Consider the following 25,717-nt stretch of genomic DNA (forward strand, 5'->3'; position numbering starts at 1 on the left):
GCCGGAAACCGTCGACCCGGTCGGTGACGGCAGGCCCGGCGGGGTGGAAGGTCAGGTTTGCGCCGGCAGCCGGGCGTCCAGGGCGGCGACGGTGGGGTTGTCGACGAGCAACTGGGCGTCCATGTCCACGCCGAGGATCGAGCGCACCCGGGTCGCCAGCTTCCCGGCGAGCCGCGCGTGACCGCCGAGGTCGAAGAAGTCGTCGTCGGTGCCGACCTCGGGCAGGCCGAGGACGGCGGCGAAGAGTTCGCAGAGCACGTCCTGCCGGGCGCTGCGGGTGGAAGGGGCAGCCGGTGCGGGCAGGGCGTTGCGGTCGAGTTTGCCGTTGGCGGTGATGGGCAGGGCGTCCATGACGACGTAGGCGGTGGGGACCATGTAGTCGGGTAGCTGCGCGCCGAGGTCGCGGCGGAGGTGGGCGATGTCGATGGTGGTGTTGTCGGTGGGGACGAGGTAGGCGACGAGTCGTTTGTCGCCGGGTTGGTCTTCGCGGGCGATGACGGCGGCGTGGCGGATGTCGGGTCGTGTGGTGAGGGTGGTTTCGATCTCGCCGAGTTCGATGCGGAAGCCGCGGATCTTGACTTGGTCGTCGGTGCGGCCGAGGAAGTGCAGTTGTCCGTCGGCATCCCAGCGGGCGAGGTCGCCGGTGCGGTACATGCGGCTGCCGGGCGGGCCGTAGGGGTCGGCGACGAAGCGGCTGGCGGTGAGCCCCGGCTGCCCCAGGTATCCCCGGGCCGTGCCTGCCCCGGCCAGGTACAACTCGCCGGGCACCCCGGTGGCGACGGGTCGCAGGAACGGGTCCAGCACGTACAGGCGGGTGTCACTCAGTGGGTGTCCGAGGGGGACGGTGGTGCCGGCTTGTTCTCCGTGTCGCCAGGGGTACTGGGTGACGCAGAGGGTCATTTCGGTGGGGCCGTAGGTGGTGCGGACGATGGTGGTGGGGCAGTGGGTGAGGGTGTGGTTCACCGCCCGCGCGGAGATCATGTCACCGCCGGTGGTGACCTCGGTCAGCCCGGCGAAGGCGTCCACCAGTTCGTCGGCGACGATGCGGAAGAGGCCGGCGGTGAGGCTGAGCCGGGTGACCTCGTGTTTCCTGAGGAGCGTCCGGAATCCGGCGGCGTCGAGGTCGCGGGGTGGGGCGACGACGACCTGTCCGCCGGCGAGGAGTGGTCCCCAGAGTTCCCAGGTGGAGGCGTCGAAGGCGTGGGGTGAGTGGAGGAGGACGCGGTCGTCGGGGTGCATGGTCCAGCTGGGGTCGCGGACGAGGTCGACGACGCCTTGGTGGGTGATCTGGATGCCCTTCGGTTCCCCGGTCGAGCCCGACGTGTACATCACGTAGCAGAGCTGCTGCGCATGCACCACCGGCAGCGGCACGTCGTCCGCCGTCGGATCGGCCGCGCAGCCCAGCACCCGACGCCCGGCGGCGACCTGGTCGGCGACCAGGTCGTGGTCGCGGAACGCGTCGTCGACGAGGATCACCGGAGACCCGGACGCCGCGACCACCGCCCGCATCCGGTTCAGCGGGTAGGCGGTGTGGATGGGCAGGTAGGCGCCGCCTGCCTTGAGGACGGCGAGGATGCCGACGACGAGGTCGACGGACCGTTGCATCAGCATCGGCACCGGCGTCTCGGCGACCACGCCTGCCGCGCGCAGCGTCCGCGCCAGCAGCTCGGCCCGGTCCCGCAGTTCGGCGTACGTCAGGACGGTCGATCCGTCGGTGACCGCGACGGCGTCCGGGCGGCGCGCGGCCCGGGCGTCGAACGCCTCGACGATGCTGCACGCCACGGCGGTCTGAGCTGACACCCGCGGCAGTAGCCGTTTCCGCTCGTCGTCGACCAGGATGTCGATCCGGCTGATCGGGGTGGCGGGTTGCCGGGCGACCTGGCGCAGGATCGCGGCGAGGCGTTGCCCGATCAGCTCGACGGTCCGGTGGACGAAGAGATCCGTGGCGTAGCCGATCGTGATGTCGAGGTCCCCGTCGACCGGCTCGTCCATGAACCTGAACTCCAGGTCGAACTTCGCGATGGACAGGCGGGTCGGTTCCGGCGTGCACTCCAGCCCCGGCAGGGGAGTGGTGGTGGGGGTGCGGTCGGCCCGGGACAGGGCGATCTGGAACAGCGGGTGCCGGCCGAGCGACCGGGGCGGTTGCAGGTGTGTCACGAGCCGGTCGAAGGGGAGGTCCTGGTGGTCGTAGGCGGTGAGGTCGGTGTCGCGGACGCGGTGGAGGAGTTCGTTGAAGGTGGGGTTGCCGGTGGTGTCGGTGCGGAGGACGAGGGTGTTGACGAAGAAGCCGATGAGCTGGTCGAGGGTGTCGTCGGTGCGTCCGGCGACGACGGTGCCGAGGGGGATGTCGGTGCCGGCGCCGAGTCGGGTGAGGAGGGTGGCGATGGCGGTTTGGACGACCATGAACAGGGTGGCGTCGTTGTTGCGGGCGACGGTGCGCAGCGCGTCGTGGGTGGTGGGGTCGATGGTGAGGTCGACGCGTCCGGCCCGGTAGGAGGCATGCGGCGGGCGGGGGTGGTCGGTGGGCAGTGGCAGTTCGTCGGGCAGTCCGGCGAGGGTGGTTCCCCAGTAGGTGAGTTGGCGGTTGATCTCGCTTGCCGGGTCGTCGTCGGTGCCGAGGAGTTGCTGTTGCCAGAGGGTGTAGTCGGTGTACTGGACGGGCAGGGGTTCCCACTGGGGGGCGTGGCCGGTGGTGCGGGCGGTGTAGGCGGTGGCGAGGTCGTGGGCGAGGGGGGCCATGGAGGCGCCGTCGCCGGCGATGTGGTGGAGGTTGACCAGGAGTAGGTGGTTGCGGTCGCTGGTGGTGATGAGGTGGACGGCGAGGGGTGTTTCGCGGGTCAGGTCGAAGGGGTGGGCGGAGAGGGCGGCGAGGAGGGGTTCGGCCTGCTCCGGGGTGACGGTGTGGTGGGTGAAGGTGGCGATTCCGGGGGTGGGGTCGTGGATGTGCTGGGCGGGTTCGCCGTCGATTTCGGTGTAGGTGGTGCGGAGGATTTCGTGTCGGTTGACGAGGTCGTCGACGGCGGCTCGGAGGGCGTCGACGTCGACCGTGCCGTGGAGGCGGGTGGTGACCGGCACGTTGTACGTCGCCGACGGCCCTTCGATGCGGTGCAGCACCCAGAGACGCCGCTGGGCGAACGACACGGGCAGCGGATCCGGTCGGGCAGCGACGGTCAGCGCCGCGCGTGCGGTCCCCGCCGTCAGGTGGGGTTCGAGGGTGGCGACGGTGGGGTTCTCGAAGAGGTCTCGGACGCCGAGTTCGACGCCGAGGGTGGTGCGGATGCGGTTGACGAGGCGGGTGGCGAGGAGGGAATGGCCGCCGAGGTCGAAGAAGTTGTCGCTGGTGCCGATCTCGGGGAGGCCGAGGACGGCGGCGAAGAGTTGGCAGAGGACGTCCTGGCGGGCGGTGCGGGGGGCGGCGTGCACGCTGGTGGTGTGGGCCGGCACCGGTAGGGCGTTGCGGTCGAGTTTCCCGTTCGCGGTCATGGGTAGGGCGTCCATGACGAGGTAGGCGGTGGGGACCATGTAGTCGGGGAGTTGTGCGGTGAGGTCCTGGCGCAGGGCGGCGACGTCCACCGTGGTGTTGTCGGTGGGGACGAGGTAGGCGACGAGTCGTTTGTCGCCGGGGTGGTCTTCGCGGGCGATGACGGCGGCGTGGCGGATGTCGAGTCGTGTGGTGAGGGTGGTTTCGATCTCGCCGAGTTCGATGCGGAAGCCGCGGATCTTGACCTGGTCGTCGGTGCGGCCGAGGAAGTGCAGCTGTCCGTCGGTGTCCCAGCGGGCGAGGTCGCCGGTGCGGTACATGCGGCTGCCGGGCGGGCCGTAGGGGTCGGCGACGAAGCGGGACGCGGTCAGGTCGGGGCGACGGAGGTACCCACGGGCGAGCCCTGGGCCGGCGACGAAGAGTTCGCCCGGTACCCCGACGGGAACCGGCCGGAGGAAGTCGTCGAGGACGTACAGGTCGGTGTTGGCGACCGGGACGCCGATGGTGACCGGCTCACCGGCGGGCAGCGGTCCACCGCTGGCGCAGACGGTGACCTCGGTGGGCCCGTAGGAGTTGACGAGCCGGTGCCGGGTGGCCCAGGTGTCCACCAGCCACTGGGGGCAGGCCTCGCTGGCGGTGATGACCATGCTGCCGGCGGGTAGGACGTCGGGGGCGAGGGAGGCGAGCAGCGAGGGCGTGACGGTGACGTGGGTGGTCCGTGCGATCAGGGCGGCCTCGTCCTCCTCCGGGCTGAGCAGGTGCTCGGGGGCGAAGGGGATGACGGTGCCGCCGGCGAGGAGGGCCATCAGCATCTCCCAGACGGAGCCGTCGAAGCCGATCGAGGCGATCTGGAGGATGTGGCTGCCGGGGCGGACCTCGAAGTCACGCTGGTAGCGGTGGGCCAGCCGGCTGATGCCCCGGTGGGTGACCGTGACACCCTTCGGCACGCCCGTCGACCCCGACGTGTAGATCACGTACGCGGCGTTGTCCAGAAACGGCGTCGGGAGCCGGTAGCCGGTGGGCGGGTCTGCGGGCCCCTCCCACGCCTCGCCGCCGGCCACGACGATCGCCGCCGACGTTGGTGTGGGTTGGGTTGCGGCATCGTCGACGATCAGGACCGCCGGTGCGGCGTCGCGGAGGATGAACTCCTGGCGGGCAGCCGGGTACGCCGGGTCCACCGGCACGTAGCAACCACCGGCCATGTTCACGGCGAGCAGGGCGACGACCAGGTCCGCCGACCGTTGCATGGAGACCACCACCGGCACGTCCGGCCCGACCCCGAGCCCGACCAGGTGGTACGCCAGCCGTCCGGCCCGTGCGTTCAGCTCCCCGTACGTCGTCTCCGCGCCGCCGTGCACGACCGCGACGGCGTCCGGGTGCTGCCCTACCTGCCGGTCGAAGAGCGCCGGAAGGGTCTCGCACGGCACGCGGGGCGTGGTGGCGTTGACACCGGTGAGAACCTGACGACGCTCCTCAGCCGTCAGGATGTCCACCGTGCCCACCCGCACCGTGGGGTCGGCCGCGACCTGGGCGAGCAGGGCGATCAGGCGTTGCCCCAGCGCCTCCGCGCCGGTCCGGGTGAACACGTCCTCCGCGTAGATGAGGCCCAGCGTGAGTTCCCCCGAACGGGGCTTCGGGACGAAACCGAAGTACAGGTCGAACTTCGCCGTCTCGAACGGCGGCTTCTCCGCGACGACATCCAACCCGTCCAGGTCGAGCACGAGTCCGCCGTCGACCGCGAAAGCCACCTGGGCCAGCGGATTCCGACCGGGAGCCCGGGCCGGTCGAAGGTGTGTCACGAGCCGGTCGAAGGGGAGGTCCTGGTGGTCGTAGGCGGTGAGGTCGGTGTCGCGGACGCGGTGGAGGAGTTCGTTGAAGGTGGGGTTGCCGGTGGTGTCGGTGCGGAGGACGAGGGTGTTGACGAAGAAGCCGATGAGCTGGTCGAGGGTGTCGTCGGTGCGTCCGGCGACGACGGTGCCGAGGGGGATGTCGGTGCCGGCGCCGAGTCGGGTGAGGAGGGTGGCGATGGCGGTTTGGACGACCATGAAGAGGGTGGCGTCGTTGGTGCGGGCGACGGTGCGCAGCGCGTCGTGGGTGGTGGGGTCGATGGTGAGGTCGACGCGTCCGGCCCGGTAGGACGCCTGCGGCGGCCGGGGGTGGTCGGTGGGCAGCGGCAGTTCCTCCGGCAGCCCGTGGAGGGTCTCACCCCAGTAGGTGAGTTGGCGGTTGATCTCACTTGCCGGGTCGTCCTCCGCGCCGAGAAGTTCGTGCTCCCAGAGGGCGTAGTCGACGTACTGGACGGGCAGGGGTTCCCACTCGGGGGCGTGGCCGGTGGTGCGGACGGTGTAGGCGTGGGAGAGGTCCCGCGCGAGCGGGCTGAGCGACCCACCGTCCCCGGCGATGTGGTGCAGGTTCAGCACCAGCAGGTGCTCCCGCTCCCCGACGCTGAACAACCGCACCCGCAGCGGCGGCTCGGTGGCCAGGTCGAACGCGTGTCGGCAGGTCTCCACCACCGCCGTGTCGACCTCGTCGGGCGCGACCACCACGTGGGCGGCGTCGACGGGCACCCCGGCAGCCGGCAGGACACGTTGTGCCGGTTTCCCGTCGACCTCCACATACACGGTGCGCAGGATCTCGTGCCGGCCCACCACGTCCCGTACCGCCGTGAGCAGCGCGTCTGCGTCCACCCGGTCGCGGATGCGCGTGACGATCGGGATGTTGTACGTGGCCGACGGGCCTTCCAGCCGGTACTGGAACCACAACCGACGCTGCGCCGACGACAGGGGGAACTCGGTGCTCTCGTCGGATCCAGCGGGGTCCATCGGCGGAAACACCTCGTACTCTCCGTGAGTGGCCAGCTTCACTGCGCCATCGGAGTAAGGATCGAGGTGGTCTCTCACCGGCAGCTTCCCGGATCCTTCCCGCCGAACCAGTGGGCGGTCACGCCACTGGTCAGAGTGGAAGTGTTCAGCCGCCGTGTCGGTCGAGCCTCGCTCGTAACCTGCCGGCGAAACCTCGGCGACGGCGAGCTCCTCGCGGAGCGTGGTGACGCCGGCACGAGTGCGGTCGCCTCTTCGGCGCGGCCGTGCCGGTCACGTGCACGAGAACCTCCGGCAGGGCTGGTATCCAACGCTAAGTGTCCAAGATCCGGCCGAGCGGCGGGCGGCGGGCGGTGGGCGGCGCAGGCTGATTGTCGGGTGGGGTGTGGGGCATGCGCAGGTAGGCGCAGCAGCTCAGGAGGTGTCCGCCGCTGACGGCCCGGTCGCGCGGGGCAGGTCGTCGAGGTGGTGGGCGAGGGCGGCGCGGACCCGGTCGGGGGGCATCAGGTCGGGGTGCAGCAGGGCGTGCAGGGCGAGCCCGTCCAGCAGGGCGTGCAGCCGGGTCGCCTCGGTCGGCACGTCCCGGTCGGGGGCGACCAGTCCGGCGTCGGCGAGCGCGGTGACGGCGAGTTCGGTGGCCCGCCGTACGCCGTCGTCGGCCTCGGCGACGCGGGTCCGCGCGAGCGGGTCGGCCGGGACACGGGCGGCGAGCAGCAGCCACACCTCCATTTCCCGGACGCGCTGCTGGTCCAGGGGGAGCAGCTCCTCCAGCAGCCGCTGGACGACCTCGCGGATGGGCCCCGTCCAGTCCTCGGCGTGGAAGCGCTCGGTCGCGTTCGCCATGACGTGTTCCAGGGCGAAGGCGAGCAACTCGGTCTGGGTGGTGAAATAGTGCCGTAGCGCGCCGGGTGACCAGCCCGCCTCGGCCGCGATGCTACGGACGGTCGCCGCGGCGGCCCCGTCCCGGTAGACCACGCGCCACATCGCCTCGGCCAGCTCGGCGCGCCGGGCCTCGTGATCAACGATCTTGGGCAACGACCCCTCCGGCTGCGTGTGCCATGCCCTGCTACGGTTATCGCACAGCGTACTAAAAAGAGGTGGTAGATGCTCGTCGGACTGATCATCGCCTGTGAGGTGGCCTTCTGGGTCGTGCTGGCGGCCGGACTGATCGCCCGCTACCCGCTGCGTCGCCCCCGCGTCGGAGCCGCTCTGCTGCTGGCCGTACCCCTGGTCGACGTCGTGCTCCTCGTCGCCACCATGATCGACCTACGCTCCGGCGGCACGGCCACGCTCGCGCACGGCCTCGCCGCCGCGTACCTCGGCTTCTCGGTGGCCTTCGGACACAGCATTGTGCGCTGGGCCGACCAGCGCTTCGCCCACCGCTTCGCCGGCGGCCCGCCGCCGGTGAAACCGCCCCGCTACGGCTGGGCCCGGACCCGGCACGAGTGGCGCGAGTGGGGAAAGGCCCTGCTCGGCTGGGCGGTCGCCTGCGCCCTGCTGGTCGGCGGGATCGTCCTGGTCGGCGACCCGGGCCGGACGCGGGAGCTGGAGGCGTGGATCGGCCGCCTCAGCCTGGTGATCGTCGTCTGGCTGGTCTTCTGGCCGCTGTACTACACCATCTTCCCGAAGCGGGAACCGCGCCACTGACCCGGTGCGGCCCGGCCGCACCGGGACGTGGGGAAGTCGCCCCGCCTCCCGGGTCGTGCTCGTGCAGGCCGAGCGCGTACCCGGGCACCTGCAACAGCTCGGGCACCAGCGCGTCCGCATGTTCCCGGATCGACCGGGCTGACGACTCCAGACCGCCGTGCGGGTCGAACCAGGCGGAGGAAAACTCGTCGTACGCGTGCCACCAGCCCTTCGCCCGCGTCTCGACGGCCAGTGCGCACAGCGTCGTGGTCAGCTCGGCGGACGCTCCGTAGAGCAGGCGCATCGCCCGAACGGCGAGACCGCGCACCGCCCTGAGGCCGCTCTCGATCCGCCACACCTTCTGCCGACTGCATTCCAGCGCCTCCGCCGCGCCGTCCAGCGTGAGCCCCGCCTCGGTGCGCAACTCCCGCAATGCCCGTCCGAGCTGCCGGCGCGGCACCCGCGACCCGGTGTACTCAGCAACCGTCCGCTCCTCGTCCGGTCCCACCCGTTTTCTGCTGGTGCTGCCCAGATGGCCGGGCGTACCGGCCCGCGCGCTGGTTCGACGCGGCAGGGAGAGAGTTCGTAGGCCAGGAAGCGGAGCAGGTGGGGCAGGGTGGGACCGCTATCCGGCGTACGCGCGGACCTTTCCCCACACCGTGACCGCGACCTGGGCGCCAGCGGGCAGGCCGGTGCCCTCGTCGAGGGTCCGCGCGGTCAGTACGGTGCCGTCGTCGAGGCGCAGCGTGGTCAGCGCGTCGTGCCCGTGGAAGTCCTGCCGCACCACCGTGGCCGGTGCCCCGCCGGACGGGGCGAGGCGGATCTGCTCCGGCCGGACGAGGACGTTCACCGCGCCTTGGGCGGCGGGTCCGCGCAGCGGCAGCCGGCCCAGCGGGGTGACGGCCACGTCGTCGTCGACGGTGGCCGGGAGCAGCACGGCGTCGCCCACGAACCGGGCGACCCATGGGTCGGCGGGGTCCCGGTAGACCTCGGCGGGCGTCCCGCACTGCACGATCATCCCGGCGTCCATCACCGCGACCGCGTCCGCCATGGACAATGCCTCGCCTTGGTCGTGGGTGACCAGCACGCCGGTGGCGCCGTCGGCGTGCAGCGCCTGCCGCACGTCGGCCCGCAGTTCGGCGCGCAGCTGCGCATCCAGGGCGCTGAACGGCTCGTCGAGCAGCACCAGCGGTGGCCGGGGCGCCAGCGCGCGGGCCACCGCGACCCGCTGTTGCTGGCCGCCGGAGAGTTGGTGCGGCATCCGCGTGCCGTATCCGGCGAGGCCGACCAGGTCGAGCACCTCCTCGACGCGGCCGGAGCGGCGGGCCGCCCGGTCCAGCCCGTAGCCGACGTTGTCGGCGACGGACAGGTGTGGGAAGAGTGCCCCCTCCTGGGGGACGACGGCGACGCGGCGGCGGTGCGGCGGGACGTGCACCCCGTTTCCGACGAGCATCCGGCCGGCGACGGTGACGGTGCCGCGGTCGGCCCGCTCGAAGCCGGCGACGCAGCGCAGCAGGGTGGTCTTGCCGCAGCCGGACGGGCCGAGCACCGCCAGCAGTGTGCCGCGGCGGACGTCGAGGTCGACGCCGGCGAGGGCTGGCACCGTCCCGTACGACTTGGCCAGGCCGGCCACCGTCAGCATGCTCTCGGTCATCGGGTGCCTCCGGGGTCGGTGAGTCCGGTGCGGGCCGCGAGCAGCCAGGTGGGCACGGCGGCGAGCGCGACGAGGATGGCCGCGTACGGGGCTGCGGCGGCGTACGCGGCGGTGGAGGTGTGGGTCCAGAGCTCGGTGGCCAGGGTGTCCATTCCGGTGGGCCGCAGCAGCAGGGTGGCCGGGAGTTCCTTCATGCAGGTGAGGAACGTCAGCGCCGCCCCGGCACCGATGCCGGGCAGGGTCAGGGGGAGGGTGACGGTGCGGAACACCGTGAACGGTCCCCGGCCGAGTGACCGGGCGGCCTCCTCCACGGCGGGTGGGCTCTGTGCGGCGGCGGACGCGACCGCGCCGACGGCGAGGGGCAGGAACAGCGTCGCGTACGCCAGCGCCAGCAGCCACCGGCTCTGGTAGAGCGGGTACGCCACGTTGACGGCGAAGAAGACCAGGGACAGGCCGATCACCACGCCGGGCAGGGCGTGCGCGACGTAGGTGAGCCGTTCCAGCAGGGTGGTCACCGGGCCGCGGGCGCGGGCGGCGAGCAGCCCCAGCGGGAGAGCCAGCAGCATGGTGAACGCCGCACCGGCGAGCGACACCGACAGCGACCCGCCGGCGGCCGACGTGATCTCGGCCAGCGAGCCGGGGCGGGACACCCCGGCGGCGAGCCAGCGGGCCAGTCCGACGGCCGGGACGCCGAGGGCCAGGGCCTCGACCGCGAGCAGGGCGGCCACGGCTGACCAACGCCACCGGCCCAGCGCGAGCCGAACGGGCGGCCGGACGGCGGTGCTGGCATACCGGGCGTCACGGGTGCGAGTGGTCAGCTCGGCGCCGATCAGCAGCACTGTGAGGCCGACCAGGACGGTGGAGAGCACGAGTGCGCCGGTGCGGTCGAAGCCGAGGTTGAACGCGGTGAAGATGGCCCGGGTGAAGGTGTCGACCTGGACGAGGGAGACCGCACCGAAGTCGGAGAGCACGTACAGGGCGACCAGCAGCGCGCCCGCGGCGACGGCCGGACGGATCTGGCGCAGGGTCACCCCGAACAGGGTCGCCCAGGGGCCGCGACCCAGCGACCGGGACACCTCCTCCTGCCCCGGGTCGGCGCGGGTGAGCGCGGCGACGGCCGGCAGGAAGACGTACGGGTAGGAGCAGACGGTGAGCAGTAGCGCCGCCGCCCAGAAGCCGGCGAACCCGTCCACGGTGGCGATCCAGGCGAACCCGGCGACGTATGTGGGCACGGCCAGCGGCAGCGCCGCGACCACGCCGAACGCGCGGCGACCGGGCAGGTCGGTACGGGCGACGAGGAACGCGGCCCCGACGCCGAGGACCGTGCAGGCGACGGTGACCACGGCGGCCAGCGCCAGGCTGCGGCCCGCGAGCACGGCGAGCCGTTCCGTGAACAGCTCGGCCGCGATCCGGTCCCAGCCCGCCTCGCCAGCGCGTACGCCCAGGTAGACCAGGGGTAGCAGGGCGACCGCGACGGCGGCGGCCGACGCGACGGTCAGGCCGGGCCGGGGCAGCACACGGCGCGGTGACCGTCGGGCCCGGGTGGCGGCCCGACGGTCACCGGTGAGGGCCCCGCTCAGGCCAGCCTCGCTTCCTTGATCATGGCGACCGTGGCGTCGAGCGTGTCGAGGTCGTTCAGGTCGATCTTCGGCGCCTCGAGCGCGGTCAGCTCCGGCAGACCGGGTGCGGCCGGGACGCCGGCGGCCAGCGGGTACTCGAACGTCTGGGTCGCGAAGTAGGTCTGCGCCTCGGTGCCGAGCAGGTAGTCGACCAGGGCACGGGCGTCCGGGTCGGAACCGGCCCGCTTGAGCAGGCCGATGCCGGCGGCGTTGACCAGCCCGCCGGTGTCCCCGTTCGGGAAGAAGTGCAGCCGCGCCTTGAGCGTCTCCGGGGTGCCGCCGCGCTCCTTGGCCAGCTCGTAGACGTAGTAGTGGTTGACCAGGCCCACGGCGAGCTTGCCCGCGTCGATGTCGGCGACGATCTGCACGTTGTTCTCGCGGATCTGCGGCTCGTTGGCCTTGAGCCCGGTCAGGAACTCCTTCGCCTTGGCGTCGCCGTGCTGTACCCGCAGGGCGGTGACGAACGCCTGGAACGAGCCGTTGGTGGGGGCCACGCCGATCTTGCCCTTCCACCGGGGGTCGGTCAGCTCGAGCACCGACTTGGGCAACTGGTCCTGGGGTACCTGGTCGGTGTTGTAGGCGAGCACCCGGGACCGGCCGCTGACGCCGATCCACTGGCCGCCGCTGGCGCGGTACGCCGCCGGCACCCGGTCCAGCACCTCCTGCGGCAGGATGGCGAGCTGGCCGGCCTTGGTGACGGCGCCGAGCGCGCCCGCGTCCTGCGCGAAGAAAGCGTCGGCGGGGCTGCGCTCGCCCTCCTCCAGGAGCTGGGCTGCCATCTGGGCCGTGGTGCCGTAGCGGACGTCTACCGTGATCCCGGACGACTTCTCGAATTTCTCCAGCACCGGCTTGACCAGGGTCTCGCTGCGGCCGCTGTAGATGGTCAGCCGCTTGTCGCCAGGCTTGCCCGGGTCACTCTCGTCGCCGCCACCGCAGGCGGCCAGCGAGAGGAGGCCGGCCAGGGCGGCGGCCAGGAGGACGTTCAGACGCTTCTGCACAGGCAAGGCTTACCTTAGCTGAGGAGTTTTTTGCAAGTCCACGTCCCGAAGGCCGGCGGGCGACCCGACCGACCGGCATTTCATAGTGAGGTGAGCCTGACCTAACCTGGGCGCCATGCGCGTGCTCCCCGCAGTCGAACCGGTGCCGTTCGCCGCCGCCCTGGCCGGCCATGGCGACCGTCCCGCCGTGATCACCGCGGACGGCCGGCTCACCTACCGGGAGCTGGCCAGCCGGGTCGACGAGATGGCCGCCCGCCTCGGCCCGCACCGGCGGCTGGTCCTGCTCGCCGGCGCGAACCGCCTCGACGAGCTGGTCGCGTACCTCGCCGCCCTCGCGGGCGGACACCCGCTGCTGCTGGCCCCCGGCGACAACGCCGCGGCGACCGAGGCACTGATCCGGTCGTACGACCCGGACGTCGTGCTGCGCCGCGCCGGCGGGACGATGGTGGTCGACGAGCGCCGCCCGGGCAGCCGGCACGAGCTGCACCCCGCGCTGGCGCTGCTGCTGAGCACCTCCGGCTCGACCGGCTCGCCGAAGCTGGTCCGACTGTCCCGGACGAACCTTCAGGCCAACGCCGAGGCCATCGCCGGTTACCTGGGCATCCGCGACACCGACCGGGCGGCCACCACACTGCCGCTGCACTACTGCTACGGGCTGTCGGTGGTCAACAGCCACCTGCTGCGCGGGGCCGCGCTGGTGCTGACCGACCTGTCGGTGGCCGACCGTCGGTTCTGGGAGCTGTTCCGGGCGGCCCGGGGCACCGCCCTGGCCGGCGTGCCGTACACGTTCGAGCTGTTGGACCGGGTGGGCTTCGCCGACATGCGCCTGCCCCACCTGCGCTACGTCACGCAGGCCGGCGGCCGGCTCGACCCGGAGCGGGTGACCCGGTACGCGGACCTCGGCCGCCGGAGCGGCTGGGACCTGTACGTCATGTACGGCCAGACGGAGGCCACCGCCCGGATGGCGTACCTGCCGCCGCACCTGGCCGCCACCCGCCCCGAGGCGATCGGCGTCCCGGTGTCCGGCGGCTCGTTCCGGCTGCGCCCGCTGCCCGACCGGCCGGAGCCGGACACCGGCGAGCTGGTCTACACCGGGCCGAACGTGATGCTCGGCTACGCCGAGGACCCTGCGGACCTGGCCCTCGGCCGCACCGTCGAGGAACTGCGTACGGGTGACGTGGCCTGCCGCGCCCCGGACGGCCTGTGGGAGATCGTGGGACGCGTCGGTGGGTTCGTCAAGGTCTACGGGCTGCGCGTCGAGCTGCGGCGGGTGGAGGAGCGACTGCGCGCGGCCGGCGTGTCGGCGTACTGCGCGGGCACCGACCGGGAGCTGGTCGTGGGGGCTGAGGCCCCGGCCGAGGCGGACGACGTCCGGCGGCTGGCTGCCGCAGCGGCCGGCCTGCCGGCGCGGGCGGTGCGGGTGCATGTGCTGGCCGAGCTGCCCCGGCTCGGCAACGGCAAGCCCGACCTGCTCGCCCTGCTCGCGCTCCCCGTCGACCCGCCAACCGCTGCCGCTGCCGCTGCCGGGGCCGGGGCCGACCTGTGCCGGCTGTACGAGCGGGTGCTCGACGTCGCCGGGGTCACCCCGGAAGACAGCTTCGTCTCCCTCGGCGGCGACTCCCTGTCGTACGTGGAGATGTCCGTCCGGCTGGAGGAGGCCCTGGGCGGGCTGCCCGCCGACTGGCACACCACCGCGATCCGGGACCTGCGCCGGCCGACGCCGGACGCGCCGCGCCGCCGCGCCGCGGTGCTGGAGACGAGCGTGGCGCTGCGGGCGGCGGCCATCGTCGCGATCGTCGGGTCGCACATCCCGCTGTTCACCGTCAAGGGCGGCGCCCACCTGCTCCTCGCGGTCGCCGGATTCAACTTCGCCCGGTTTCAGCTGGCCGACGCGCCCCGCAGGGACCGGCTGCGCGCCGCCGGACGCGGAATCGGCCGGGTGGTGCTGCCGGCGGTGCTCTGGATCGCCGCAGCCGGCGCGGTCACCGGCGACTACACGATCACCAACGTCCTCCTGCTCAACAGCGTCCTCGGACCGGCTGACGGGGCCACCGAGTGGCATTTCTGGTTCGTCGAGGCGCTGGTGTACGTCCTGCTCGCCGCAACCGCGCTGCTGGCCGTGCCCGCCGTGGACCGGCTGGAGCGGCGGCTGCCGTTCGCGCTGCCGCTCGCCCTCGCCGCGCTCGGCCTCGTCACCCGGTACGACCTGCTGGGGCTGGCCGGCCGCAGCCACATTCCGTCCGCTGTCGTGGTGTTCTGGCTGTTCGCCCTCGGCTGGGCGGCGGCCCGCGCCGGCACCACCGGACGGCGCGTCGCGGTCACGGCCGCTGCCCTGCTCACGGTGCCCGGGTTCTTCGGGCAGCCGGCCCGGGAGGCGCTGGTCGTGGCCGGGTTCGCACTGCTGGTGTGGGTGCCCCGGCTGCCGAGTCGGCGGGCCGTCAACCGGGTGGCGGCGCTGCTGGCCGGCAGCTCCCTTTACGTCTACCTCGCCCACTGGCAGGTGATGCCGCTGGTCGCCCCCTGGTCGCGGTGGGCGGCGCTGGTCGCGTCCCTGGCCGTCGGGATCGGCTGCGCGGCGCTCGCCCGGGTGGCGGCCCGGCGGCTGTCGGCGGCCTGGCGATCCTCGCGACAACGATCGGCGAGATAGCCGCCGAACGGCGGAACCGAAGCTGTTTCTCAGCGCTCCGGCTTGTGGGCGGCGATCAGCTCCCAGCCACCGGGCAGCACCTCGATCTTCTCGAAGCCCGTCTCGGTCAGCAGGCTGGTGTAGAACTCCACCTCCCGCAGCCGGCTGACACAGCTGTCCACCCCGATCAGGAAGTACAACCAGAAGAATTGCATCGCGAGCCGGTCCGGCGTGCGGAACTCCTCGCAGATCAGCAGCATTCCGCCCGGCGGCAGGGCCGCGTACGCCTTCTCCACCAGCATCCGGGCGACGTCGTTCGGCCAGTCGTGCAGCACCCGGACGAAGGAGATCGCGTCGTACCCGGTCGGCAGCGGCTCGGCGAAGAAGTCCCCACTCACGAATCCGAGCCGCTCCGGGTCGGCGCACCCGCCCCTGGTCCGCTCGACCAGCGGCCCGACCGCCGGCAGGTTGTAGACGTCGACCCGCAGCCCCGGCGCGTCCCGCAGCACCGTCGCGGCGAGGGTGCCGTCCCCGCCGCCGACGTCGAGGAAGCGGCGGCGTCCCGCCCAGAGCCGGTCGGCGTGCCGGCCGAAGACCTCGATCACCGGACCGAGCCCGACCGCCATGCTCTGCTCGAACGAGGCCGTCTGCTCGTCGGTCTTCGGCGGCCAGGCGAAGTCGTCGTCGGTCATGCTGACCTCACCGCGCAGGCTCTCGGCCAGCCGGCCGTGCAGCTGCCGCCACGGGTACCGGTCCCGGTCCCGTTCGATGGAGCCGGGACCGCACACCGCGTGCACGGCGTCGCGGAGTCCGGGCACCGCACGGTAGCTGGCGTCGACGATGTCGTCGCCCTTCTCCTCCCGTTCGACGACGCCCACGCTCTCCAGGCAGTCGAGGAACTTGTAGAGCCGCAGCGGCCGTACGTCGAACCGGCTCGCCAGCTCGCCCAGGCTCACCGGACCGGGCTCCAGCGCGTCGAGCAGCCCCTCGGTGTAGGCGGTCTCCAACACGTCCACCGCCTTGCTCGCGTTGACCAGCAGGCTCATCAGCGCGCGGGGGGACAACGACGGAGTACTCATCGGCGGGTTCCCTGCCATTCCTGTTCCAGTGCGTCCATGAACTGGTCGATCTCGTCGAGGGTGTTGTAGACGTGCGGGCCGACCCGCAGCCAGCCCCGCCAGCTGCACACCATGTTCCGGGCGGCGAGCCGGTACTTGATTGCCTCTCCGTCGGGGACGTCGAGGCAGACCACGCCGCCCCGCTCCGGGCCGACCGGACTGACGATCGGGATGCCGGCCGCCTGCGCCCGGTCGATGATCCGTTGCGTGCAGTGCAGCGAGTGTGCCCGGATCGCCTCGGTGCCCACCCCGGCCAGCAGGTCCAGGCCGACCTGGGAGATCAGCGACGTGAGCGGGTACGGCGTACCACCGGCGAACCGCTGCGCGCCGTCGGCGAAGCCGGTCGACGGCTGGAAGGTCAGCGCCCGGTCACCCGCCTGCCAGCCGGTCGCCGCCGGTTCGAGGCCCGGCAGCAGGTCCGGGCGTACGTAGAGGAAGGCCGTCGCCGCCCCGCACATCCACTTGTGCGCGCCGCCGAGCAGGAAGTCGACGCCGAGCGCGGTGACGTCCAGGGGCATCACCCCGACGCTCTGGAAGGCGTCCACCGCGACGAGGGCACCGACCGAGTGCGCGTGGGCCACCAGTCGGGGCAGGTCCAGGACGGCGCCGGAGGAGAAGCTCGCGTGCGGTACGCACACCAGCAGCGTCCGCTCGTCGACCGCCGCCTCCAGGGCGTCCTGGTCGAACCGGGGGCCGCCGGTGCCGACCACCTCGGGCTGCGCACCCTCGCCGGGGAGCACGGGCGAGAAGTCTCGCTTCACAGAATCGTCCCTTCCGTGGGTGTCGGTGTGCCCGACCCGGGGACCGGCCCGGATCAGGGCGCGGCCCATTATCCAGTGACGACAGACAATCGAAGGACGGCCCCCCGCGCGGTCTTCGTCGTCGGGGGGGACAGGGCGTCCGGCCTGCGCCTCCCGGTCGACGGGCAGCTCCGGTTCCCTCCACGGTCCGCTGTGGACGGTTGTCTCCGCGGCGGTCTGCCCGCCCGTACGTCGGAACGGGCGAGCCGCGCCCGGTGCCCGGTCTCCACGACCGGGCACCGGTTCGCCGTCTTTCTCGAAGCGCGTCGGGTCCCCGGCGCCCCGGCGGACGATCTCGGCCGTGCCCTGCGAGAAGTCGACGACCGTGGTGGGCTCGGTGCCGCACTCGCCGGAGTCCACCACCGCGTCGACGACGTGGTCGAGCGCCTCCTTGATCGACCAGCCCTGGGTCATCGGCTCGGTCTCGCCGGGCAGCAGCAGCGTGCTGGAGACCAGCGGCTCGCCCAACTCGGTGAGCAGTGCCTGCGCCACGGTGTGCCGGGGGATGCGCACGCCCACGGTCTTCCGCTTCGGATGCAGCAACCGACGCGGGACCTCCCGGGTCGCCGGCAGGATGAACGTGTAGCTGCCGGGTGTCGCCGCCTTGATCGAACGGAACAGCGCGTTGCTGATCTGCACGAACTGGCCTAGCTGGGCGAAGTCCCGGCAGACCAGGGTGAAGTGGTGGTCGTCGTCCAGGTGGCGGATCTGGCGGATCCGGTCGATGCCGGCCTTGTTGCCGAGTTGGCAGCCGAGAGCGAAGCACGAGTCGGTCGGATAGGCGATCAGCCCGCCGTCGCGGACGATCCCGACCACCTGGCCGATGCTACGGGGTTGCGGGTTGTCCGGGTGCACGTCGAAGTACCTCGCCATGCGCCGGAGCATAGAAGCGCACGTCGCCGTCCCGCCAACCAGCCTCGCGACGACGGGCCGCCGGCAGCCGCGCGGTGCCGCCGAAGCCCGGACCGGACGCCGGAAAAAGGTGAGCGGAGGGCGGTAAAGAAACCGGCCCCGGGCCGGCTCTACCTGATGACCGGCGCGGCAGTGCCGGTCCGTGGAGAGCGAGGGTGCCGATGGAGCGAACGACGGTCGTCCTGGAGGTGGCCACCGGCGCGGTGGGATTGGCGCTGGGCGTGGTCAGGTTGGTGGCGGAGACGGTGGACTGGTGGTGCGCCCGCCGCCGGGGTGCCGCTGTCGAGGAGGCGACATCCCGGTGCGGGGCGGTCGGTGATGCTGGGAGGGGCGGCTCCGGTGGGGAGCGGACCGGTACGTGGGAGGACGACGGTGCATGAGTACACCGACTTCGACGACTTCGTCGTCCGGACCCGGTCGGCGATGCTCGCCCGGGCGGTCATGTACTGCGGTCGCCGGCCGGACGCCGAGGACGCGGTGCAGGAGGCCTACCTGGCGGCGTACCTGCACTGGTCGGAGCTGCGCGAGCCACGGGCCTGGGTGGAGACGACGGTGAGGCGGCGGTTCGCCCGGGAGGCCGGACGCTGGTGGTCGCGGTGGCGGCGCACGGAGCTGGAGGTGCCGGTGTCCTCCTCGTCCAGGCCGGACGAGGAGGCTGCCGCCGTGGCCGTGCTGCGCAGCGTCGGGCTGCTGCCGCCCCGCCAGCGCCAGGTCCTGATCATGGTCTGCCTACAGGGCATGACGTACCGCCAGGTCGCCGACGAGGTGGGGATCAGCGTCGGCGCGGTGGGTGCCAACCTCGCCAAGGCCCGGGAGCGACTGGCCGTCCTGCTCGGACTCACCTCCGGCCCGCTCCCCGGGGGCGATCCGCTGGTCGCCGGGGTGCTCACCCGGCCCGGCGGCATGCCGGGACACGGCGACGACGCGCTGGTGGCGGCGTTGCGCCGGACCGAGGCGTGGCTGGTCCGGGGCTTCGAGGCCGACCCGGCCCCGACGCGCCGGCTGCGTGCGGCCCTGCGTCGGCAGGAGCACCCGTGATCGCCTCGCTGCGCGCGCTGCTCGCGCTGACCCTGTTGGTCGGCGTCTATCTGTTCACCGGTCTGCTGGTGCTGCTCTGGACCGGGTTCGCGGTCGCCGGAGTCTGGCTGCTCGGCAGCCGGGAGGCCAACCCGCAGTTCAACACGACACCGTTGCTGCTCGCTGCGGCAACCGCCGTCCCGCTGGCGCTGACCGTGCGGGAACTGGTCCGGGCGAGCCGCCCGGCCGGTCCCCGGCCCGACTCCGTGCTGCTCACCCGGACCGACGGGGTCGCGTTGTGGGAGCTGGTGGAGACGTTGGCGGAACAGGTCGGCACCGCCCCGCCCTGGGAGATCCGGCTCACCGGCGAGGCGAACGCGGCGGTGACCGACGACGCCTGGCCGCTGGCCCCGACCGGTCGCCGACGGCTCTACGTCGGGGTGCCGCTCCTGGTCGGTCTGCGCCCGGACGAGCTGCGGGCGGTCCTCGCCCACGAACTCGGCCACTACGCGCGCCAGCACGCCCGGTTCACCGAACCCGCCCACCGTGCGCACGCCGGTATGGTCATGGCCCGGCAGCGCATCCGGGAGGCGATGGTCGTCAACCATCTGGTGCGCCTCTACGCCGGGCTTCTCCTGCTCACCGTCGCCGGCTGCGCGGCGCTGACCTACCGGCTGGTGCGACCGGTCCGGCGGCGACAGGAACTGGAGGCCGACCGGATCGCCGCCGAGGTCGCCGGCACCGCCGCGCTGGCGGACGGGCTGCGGTCCGTGCCCGCCGTCGCCGCCGCGTGGGCCCGGTTCGAGGAGGACCTCGTCGAGCCGGTACGCCGCGCGACCGGCACGGTTCCCGACGCCGCGTACCGGGCGTTCGCGCACCTGCTGGCGGACCCGGAGTACCAACCGGAACTGGCGGCCCTGCGTCGGGCCGCCGAGCGGCTCCCGGCGGACGGGTTCCACCCCGCCCTGCGGTGTCGCCTCGACCGGCTGGGCGGGCTCCCGGACGATCCCCGGCTGCCGCCCGCGCCGGAGGTCACCGCCGCGCTCGCGCCCGGCCCGCTGCGCCGGGCGACCACCTTCCCGGGGCGGAAGCGGCCATGGCGGACGTGGCTCGACACGCTCGCCACCCATCGGGCCGGTGAGGCGGTGGACGCGGTGGTCCGGGTGCTGCACCCCGACCCGGAGCGGGCAACCGTGGCGGAGGTGCTCCGCCGGGCCGGCTCCGGCCGGGCCGACCGGATCGCCCGGACCCTCGACCCCGATCCGCAGACGGGCCGACAGCAGCTCATCGAGGGCGTGTCGGCGCTGGTGGGGCTCTGTCTGGTGCGCGCGGGCCGGGCCGGGGTGACGGCGCGCTGGACGGGTTGCGGCCGGTTCACCGGTCCGGCCGTCCGCCACGACGACATCACGGCCTGGGTCACGGCGGCCGTCGACGAGCCGGACGGGGTGGCCCGACTGTTGGCGCGGCTGACCGCGCTCGGAGCCGATCCCGAGGACAGCGTGGGCGACACGCCGGTCGCCACCGTCCGGGTGCTGACCATCGCCCCCGAACTGAACGAGGACGTCCGACGCCGCCACCGCGACATCGCCAACGTGTCGCTGGCCGTGTTGGTGTGTCTGGCCGTCCTGGGGTTCGCCCGCTGGCTCGGCGACGAGCCGGAGCCACCGTACCGGCCGGGGATCGCCCCCACCCGACTGTCGGATCCGCTGGATCAGCGTCCCCTGCCGGGCCTCGACACGCTGCCGGGGTATCCGCTCCGGCCCACGGGTGGCGGGCTCGTGCCGGCCTGGACACCGCGGCCGCTACCCGACCTGGTGCCCCGTCCCGCCAGGGGTGGGTGACCCGGAGGCTCGTCCCCGCTCGGGGCGCCGCACCCGCCCCGAGCGGGGTACGACGCCCCGGCGCGGCTCAGACCCGGGTGACCCGGATGGCGTCGGCGATGACCAGCCCGCTGGCGGTCGTCCACCGGCTGACGCCGACGCGGTTGGCGTCGCCGGCCGCCAGGTTGAACGTGCCAAGGGTGCGCCACGTGCCCCCCGTGCGCTGGTCGACGACGACCGTCTTGTTGCCGGTCGTCGTCGAGACGATGTACGGCGTGGCGCTGTTGTAGCCGGAGACGCCCGGCCACCAGGCGTCCACCCGGTAGTTCGCGGTCGCCGGGATGTTCACCTTGTACCAGGCGACGTCGCTGGCCAGGACGGGGTTGGCGTACCGGTAGTCGGCGCCGTACCGCTGACCGGAGTACGTCGAGACGCCCCAGTTGGCGCTCGCGGTGAACCGGCCGGCGGTGGTGTTGTCGACGATGGTGCTCCACGTGCCACCGCCCGCCATCTTGGCGGCCACGTCGGAGCGCATGACGTTCAGGTCGATGAAGGACGGGTCGATCTTGCCGCTCGTGCTCGTCTCCCGGTGTCCCCGGGCATAGCTGGAGTCCTTGCCCAGCCGGGTGAGGACCGCGGCGGTCGCGGCGATCGAGGCGTTGTACTGCGCCGCCGTCATCTCCTGGCTCACGCCGTTGTAGTCGATCTCCCAGCCGATCAGCATGGTGTTGCCGTCCCCGGCGGGGATCGGCCCGCTGGCCCGGGCGGTGCCCGCGTGGTTGCAGCGGCCGGCCGAGATGACGTGGAAGACGCCGTGGTAGTCGACCAGCGCCTGGCAGAGCGGGCCGGGCAGGTCGGAGCGGCCGTTGATGCAGACGTTGAGCGCGGGGTGCGGGTTGGTGGCGCTGGAGGTGGCCGCGGTGTGGTGCCAGAGCACGCCGATCGGGTTGAAGTCGCCCGGTCGCATCCGGTTCAGCCAGTCGCCCTCGACGACCACCTGCACGCCGGCGGCGCGCAGCACGTCGACGAGCCAGGGAATGGTGGCCATCAGGCCTCCTCGAGGAGATCGGCCAGGCACTCCACCCGCTTGGTGCGGGTGGAGGCCGGCGCGGCGCTCGCCGGGGCGGGCAGGGCGGGGGCAGCGGACGCGGCGACCACGAGGGCCGGGATGCCGAGCAAACCTCGGCGCCGCAGTCGGATGGATCGTGAGGTGGCCACGGCGCTCCTTGGAACGAGAGGTCCAGGGGGTGGGTAACCGGTCGACGACCAGGTTGATCGGCACGCTATAACCTCATGACCATCTATGTCTATAGTCTTCGCGACTGTTTATCTACGTGAAACTCTCCGACGATCACCGGCCGGCCCGGTGGGGGCGTGCCGGCGCGATCCGTTGCGTGCACCGTCCGTCGATCGGGCGTATCCGTCCGGGGGCAGGGCGAGCGGGATTCCGCCGGATCAACCCCGGTACGCCCTCTTCCTGCGGCATGCTGACGGTCGGAGGTGGGCAGGTGCACCACGACGGCGGGCGGTCGGGCGAGGCGGCGGCCGCCCGACACCGGGACACGTCCCCCGACCGTCGGCACGCCGGCCACGACCCGGCGATGTTCCGCCGTCGCTTCTGGGTGTGCCTCGCGCTCACCGTACCGATCGTGGCCACCAGCCACCTGGTGACCGACCGGCTGGGCCACCTCCTCGATGTTCCGGGCGCGACCTGGGTGGGACCGGTCCTGGGCACCGTGGTCTTCTGGTACGGCGGGTGGCCCTTCCTGGTGGGCGCGCTCCGCGAGCTGCACGACCGGACGCCCGGGATGATGCTGCTGGTCGCGATGGCGATCGCCGTCGCCTACCTCGCCTCGGCGGCCACCACCGTCGGCGTCTTCGCGCTCGACTTCTGGTGGGAGCTGGCCGCGCTGGTGACCGTCATGCTCCTCGGGCACTGGCAGGAGATGACCGCGGTCGGCCAGGCGCGCGGCGCGCTGGGCGCGCTCGCCGCGCTGCTGCCCGACGACGCCGAGCGGATCGCGCCGGACGGGGCGATCCGGCGGGTTCCGGTCGCTGACCTGACGACCGGCGACCTCGTCCTGGTCCGCCCCGGTGGTCGGGTGCCTGCCGACGGTCACGTGGTCGAGGGCGGGTCCGAACTGGACGAGTCGATGATCACCGGGGAGTCACGTCCGGTGCACCGGGGAGCGGGGGAACGGGTGGTCGCCGGCACGGTGGCCACCGACTCGGCGATCCGGGTCCGGGTGGACGCGGTGGGGGAGGAGACCGCGCTCGCCGGCATCCAGCGCCTGGTCGCCCAGGCCCAGGCCGCCGGGGGCCGGGCGCAGTTGCTCGCCGACCGGTTCGCCGCCGCGCTCTTCACCGTCGCCACCGTGACCGCGGTGGCCACCCTGGCCGTCTGGACCGCGCTCGGCCAGGTCGACGAGGCGGTGGTCCGGGCCGTCACCGTGCTGGTGATCTCCTGCCCGCACGCCCTGGGACTGGCGATCCCCCTGGTCGTCGCCCTCTCCACCAGCGTGGCGGCGCGGGACGGCATCCTGGTCAAGGACCGCCTGGCGCTGGAACGGATGCGGACGGTCGACACCGTCCTGATCGACAAGACCGGGACGCTGACCCGGGGCGTGCACACCGTCACCGGGGTCGTCGCCCGCGACGGTGGCAGCCGGGACGACGTGTTGCGGGTCGCCGCCGGCGTGGAGGCCGACAGCGAGCACCCGCTGGCCCGGGCCGTCGTCACCGCCGCCGAGCGGCTGGCGCCGCCCCGGGGTACGGACTTCCACGCCCTGCCCGGCCGGGGCGTGCGGGCGACCGTCGACGGGGTGCCGTACGCGGTGGGTGGGCCGGCGCTCCTCCGCGAGCTGGACGTGGCGGTCCCCGACGCGCTGCGCCGGGCCGGCGAGACGTGGTCGGCCGGCGGCGCGGCCGTGCTCCACCTGGTCCGCCTGGACGGCCCGGCAGACCCGCTCGGTGCGCTCGCCCTCGCCGACGAGGTACGTCCCGAGGCCCGGGAGGCCGTCGACGACCTGCGTCGGCTCGGCATCCGGACGATCGCCATGATCACCGGTGACGCCCGTCCGGTGGCCGAGACGGTCGCTGCCACCCTCGGGTTCCGGCACGGCGTGGACGAGGTCTTCGCCGAGGTGCTCCCCGCCGACAAGGACGGCATCGTCGCCGACCTCCAGGCACGCGGTCACACCGTGGCGATGGTCGGGGACGGTGTCAACGACGCGCCCGCCCTGGCCCGGTCCGACGTCGGCCTGGCCATCGGCGCCGGCACCGACGTGGCCATCGAGTCCGCGGGCGTGGTGCTCGCCTCCTCCGATCCCCGGGGGGTACCGGCCACCGTCCGGCTGTCCCGGGCCGCCTGGCGCAAGATGGTCCAGAACCTGGTCTGGGCGGCCGGCTACAACGTGGTCGCCATCCCGGTGGCCGCTGGTGTGCTCGCCCCGGTCGGGGTCGCGCTGACCCCGGCCGTCGCCGCCCTGCTGATGTCCGCCTCCACGATCGTCGTCGCGCTCAACGCCCAGACCCTGCGGTGGACCGGCCGTCGCGCCCGGCCGGGATGACGGCCGGCACGCGACGGCGTGACGGTTCCATGACGAACCGGCCACCGGCTCTGGACTGGGGTTTCGACGGTCCGGGGCAGCGGGGATGGGTACGTTGACGACAGACCGGAAGGGAAGGTAACCCGTGGAAGTGACCGGCTTCTTCACCGCCATCATCATCGGCCTGATCATCGGTGCGCTCGGCCGGCTGGTCGTGCCGGGCAAGCAGCGCATCCCGATCTGGCTCACCCTGCTCATCGGTGTGGTCGCCGCCGTCCTCGGCACGCTCGTCGCCGGGGCCCTCGGGGTCGACGACACCCGGGGGATCGACTGGATCGAACTCGCCATCCAGGTCGCCTTCGCCGCGATCGGTGTCGCCGTCGTCGCCGGCGCCTACGGCCGACGCCGGTACTGACCGGTTCGCCGCCGCCCGGCGCGTCCCGACCACGCTGACCTTCCCGCACCGACCCGGGTACGCCGCCACGCACCGGGTCACCGCTTCGTCGGATCCCGGACCGAAGGCTGCGGTGCGGCGGTCGGAGCGGCCAGCATGCACCGGCGCGGGTGTCGACCGTCGCCGGTGGGTGGCGACCGTGCCCGACGGCAGGGCACGATGCCGGGTGGGAACGAGGGAGGCACATCGTGACGGACGTCATCGTCGTCGGCGGCGGCATCATCGGGTTGACCACGGCCGTCCGGTTGCAGGAGCGGGGCGCGCGGGTCACCGTGCTCACCGCCCACGAGCCGGAGCAGATGGTCTCGACGGTCGCGGCGGCGGTCTGGTATCCCACCCACACCGATCCCGATCCGCGCGTGCTGGCCTGGGCGACCACCACCTACCAGGAGTTCCGCCGGCAGGCCGCCGACGGGGTGCCCGGTGTGCTCCTGCGTCGTACCCGGATGTTCCAGCGTCAGGCCGCCGACGACCTGCCCTGGTGGGCGGTGGCGGCCGGCGAGGTGCAGGCGGTCGACGCGCCCGCGCCGTTCCACCGTGAGCTGCGTTTCGTGGCGCCGCTGGCGGAGATGGCCACCTACCTCGACTGGCTGCGGGACCGGCTGGTCGGCGGCGGCGGCCAGGTGGTGCGGCGGCGGGTGGAACGGCTCGACGACCTCTTCGCCGAGGCGCCGGTCGTGGTCAACGCCACAGGTCTGGCCGCCGGCGCGCTCTGCGGCGACCCGACGGTGTTTCCGGCGCGCGGCCAGGTCCTGCTGGTCGCCAACCCCGGCCTGGACGTGTCGTTCCGCGACGAGGAGCACCCGGACGGCACCACCTACGTGCATCCGCGCAGCCGGGACGTGGTGCTCGGTGGCACCTACGAGTCCGGCCGGGCCGATCTGGAGCCCGACCCGGAGGTGCGGGCCGGAATCCTCCGCCGGGCGGTGGCCCTGGTACCCGAACTCGCCGTCGCGCCGGTCGTCGGGGAGCGGGTCGGTCTGCGTCCGGCCCGCCAGGGTGGCCCCCGGGTCGAGGCGGAGCGCCGTGCCGGGGGACTGCTGGTGCACGCCTACGGGCACGCCGGTGCGGGGATGACCCTGTCCTGGGGCAGCGCCGACGAGGTCTGCGGGCTGGTGCACGCCGGACGGTAGCGCAGGGCGGGGCCTCTTCAGCCCGGAAGAGGCGGTCCGGTGTCCGCTGGAGACGAAGGAGTCGTCGGGCGTGGCGCGGGTGTGGTGCCGGG

18 protein-coding genes and 1 pseudogene are annotated in these 25,717 nt (G+C 73.0%); 8 read left to right on the plus strand and 11 right to left on the minus strand.

The genetic code is table 11. The features are described from left to right. Positions 1–51 precede the first annotated feature (51 nt). Entirely contained in the window at positions 52–6,303 is a 6,252-nt protein-coding gene (locus GA0074694_RS21995; protein WP_141714241.1) for a non-ribosomal peptide synthetase, read from the minus strand. 411 nt (positions 6,304–6,714) lie between these two features. Next, positions 6,715–7,335 (minus strand): TetR/AcrR family transcriptional regulator, encoded by a 621-nt coding sequence (locus tag GA0074694_RS22000; protein WP_091461362.1) that lies wholly within the window; start codon positions 7,333–7,335, stop codon positions 6,715–6,717. A 69-nt stretch (positions 7,336–7,404) separates the two neighbouring features. Here GA0074694_RS22000 and GA0074694_RS22005 point away from each other — a divergent pair, with 69 nt between their 5' ends. Beyond that, entirely contained in the window at positions 7,405–7,947 is a 543-nt protein-coding gene (locus GA0074694_RS22005; RefSeq protein WP_091461364.1) for a hypothetical protein, read from the plus strand. On the opposite strand, the gene GA0074694_RS22010 is transcribed toward GA0074694_RS22005, so the two are convergent. The 4 genes from GA0074694_RS22010 to GA0074694_RS22025 all read right to left on the minus strand — a co-directional run bounded on the left by GA0074694_RS22010 (position 7,868) and on the right by GA0074694_RS22025 (position 12,203). Beyond that, the gene (locus tag GA0074694_RS22010) at positions 7,868–8,434 is read right to left on the minus strand and encodes a helix-turn-helix domain-containing protein (protein WP_091461366.1); all 567 of its coding nucleotides are present in this window, start codon (positions 8,432–8,434) and stop codon (positions 7,868–7,870) included. The genes GA0074694_RS22005 and GA0074694_RS22010 overlap by 80 nt on opposite strands. A 117-nt stretch (positions 8,435–8,551) precedes the next feature. Continuing rightward, complete coding sequence (locus tag GA0074694_RS22015) at positions 8,552–9,580, minus strand: ABC transporter ATP-binding protein (protein WP_091461368.1); 1,029 nt, start codon at positions 9,578–9,580, stop codon at positions 8,552–8,554. Further along, on the minus strand, positions 9,577–11,097 hold the full coding sequence (locus GA0074694_RS22020) for an ABC transporter permease (RefSeq protein WP_091461370.1): 1,521 nt from the start codon (positions 11,095–11,097) through the stop codon (positions 9,577–9,579). Before GA0074694_RS22020 ends, GA0074694_RS22015 begins: the two co-directional genes overlap by 4 nt. A 59-nt stretch (positions 11,098–11,156) precedes the next feature. Then, a complete protein-coding gene (locus tag GA0074694_RS22025; RefSeq protein ID WP_091461373.1) occupies positions 11,157–12,203 on the minus strand; it encodes an iron ABC transporter substrate-binding protein in 1,047 nt (348 codons plus the stop codon). Between the two features lie 109 nt (positions 12,204–12,312). On the opposite strand from GA0074694_RS22025, the gene GA0074694_RS22030 reads away from it, so the two are divergent. Further along, positions 12,313–14,844: an AMP-binding protein gene (locus tag GA0074694_RS22030; RefSeq protein ID WP_091461376.1), complete on the plus strand. Its 2,532-nt coding sequence runs from the start codon at positions 12,313–12,315 to the stop codon at positions 14,842–14,844. 29 nt (positions 14,845–14,873) lie between these two features. On the opposite strand, the gene GA0074694_RS22035 is transcribed toward GA0074694_RS22030, so the two are convergent. From GA0074694_RS22035 to GA0074694_RS22045, 3 genes and pseudogenes are all read right to left on the minus strand, one after another. Beyond that, the gene (locus GA0074694_RS22035; protein WP_091461380.1) at positions 14,874–15,902 is read right to left on the minus strand and encodes a methyltransferase; all 1,029 of its coding nucleotides are present in this window, start codon (positions 15,900–15,902) and stop codon (positions 14,874–14,876) included. Further along, positions 15,899–16,771: an aminotransferase class V-fold PLP-dependent enzyme gene (locus tag GA0074694_RS22040; protein ID WP_091463633.1), complete on the minus strand. Its 873-nt coding sequence runs from the start codon at positions 16,769–16,771 to the stop codon at positions 15,899–15,901. Before GA0074694_RS22040 ends, GA0074694_RS22035 begins: the two co-directional genes overlap by 4 nt. A gap of 225 nt (positions 16,772–16,996) precedes the next feature. After that, a pseudogene (locus GA0074694_RS22045) lies at positions 16,997–17,614 on the minus strand (L-threonylcarbamoyladenylate synthase); the annotation flags it as partial. 200 nt (positions 17,615–17,814) lie between these two features. Here GA0074694_RS22045 and GA0074694_RS31075 point away from each other — a divergent pair. From GA0074694_RS31075 to GA0074694_RS22055, 3 genes are read left to right on the plus strand one after another with little or no spacing between them, the layout of a single operon-like run. Next, positions 17,815–18,033 (plus strand): hypothetical protein, encoded by a 219-nt coding sequence (locus GA0074694_RS31075; RefSeq protein WP_141714242.1) that lies wholly within the window; start codon positions 17,815–17,817, stop codon positions 18,031–18,033. Next, entirely contained in the window at positions 18,026–18,691 is a 666-nt protein-coding gene (locus GA0074694_RS22050; protein WP_176738067.1) for an RNA polymerase sigma factor, read from the plus strand. Before GA0074694_RS31075 ends, GA0074694_RS22050 begins: the two co-directional genes overlap by 8 nt. Beyond that, entirely contained in the window at positions 18,688–20,511 is a 1,824-nt protein-coding gene (locus GA0074694_RS22055; protein WP_176738068.1) for a M48 family metallopeptidase, read from the plus strand. The genes GA0074694_RS22050 and GA0074694_RS22055 overlap by 4 nt, the downstream gene beginning before the upstream one ends. Positions 20,512–20,578: 67 nt before the next feature. Here the strand turns inward: GA0074694_RS22055 and GA0074694_RS22060 are convergent, their stop codons facing one another. Beyond that, positions 20,579–21,538 (minus strand): golvesin C-terminal-like domain-containing protein, encoded by a 960-nt coding sequence (locus GA0074694_RS22060; protein ID WP_091461389.1) that lies wholly within the window; start codon positions 21,536–21,538, stop codon positions 20,579–20,581. Further along, positions 21,538–21,708, minus strand: coding sequence for a hypothetical protein (locus GA0074694_RS31915; RefSeq protein WP_176738069.1), 171 nt, complete (start codon positions 21,706–21,708; stop codon positions 21,538–21,540). The genes GA0074694_RS22060 and GA0074694_RS31915 overlap by 1 nt, the downstream gene beginning before the upstream one ends. 266 nt (positions 21,709–21,974) lie before the next feature. On the opposite strand from GA0074694_RS31915, the gene GA0074694_RS22065 reads away from it, so the two are divergent. The 3 genes from GA0074694_RS22065 to GA0074694_RS22075 all read left to right on the plus strand — a co-directional run bounded on the left by GA0074694_RS22065 (position 21,975) and on the right by GA0074694_RS22075 (position 25,625). Continuing rightward, entirely contained in the window at positions 21,975–24,059 is a 2,085-nt protein-coding gene (locus GA0074694_RS22065) for a heavy metal translocating P-type ATPase (protein ID WP_091461391.1), read from the plus strand. Between the two features lie 124 nt (positions 24,060–24,183). After that, positions 24,184–24,453 (plus strand): GlsB/YeaQ/YmgE family stress response membrane protein, encoded by a 270-nt coding sequence (locus GA0074694_RS22070; protein ID WP_091461393.1) that lies wholly within the window; start codon positions 24,184–24,186, stop codon positions 24,451–24,453. Positions 24,454–24,680: 227 nt separating this feature from the next. Further along, on the plus strand, positions 24,681–25,625 hold the full coding sequence (locus tag GA0074694_RS22075; RefSeq protein ID WP_091461395.1) for an FAD-dependent oxidoreductase: 945 nt from the start codon (positions 24,681–24,683) through the stop codon (positions 25,623–25,625). The last annotated feature ends 92 nt before the right edge of the window (positions 25,626–25,717 follow it).

The sequence above is a fragment of the Micromonospora inyonensis genome (assembly GCF_900091415.1).
Lineage (GTDB): Bacteria > Actinomycetota > Actinomycetes > Mycobacteriales > Micromonosporaceae > Micromonospora > Micromonospora inyonensis.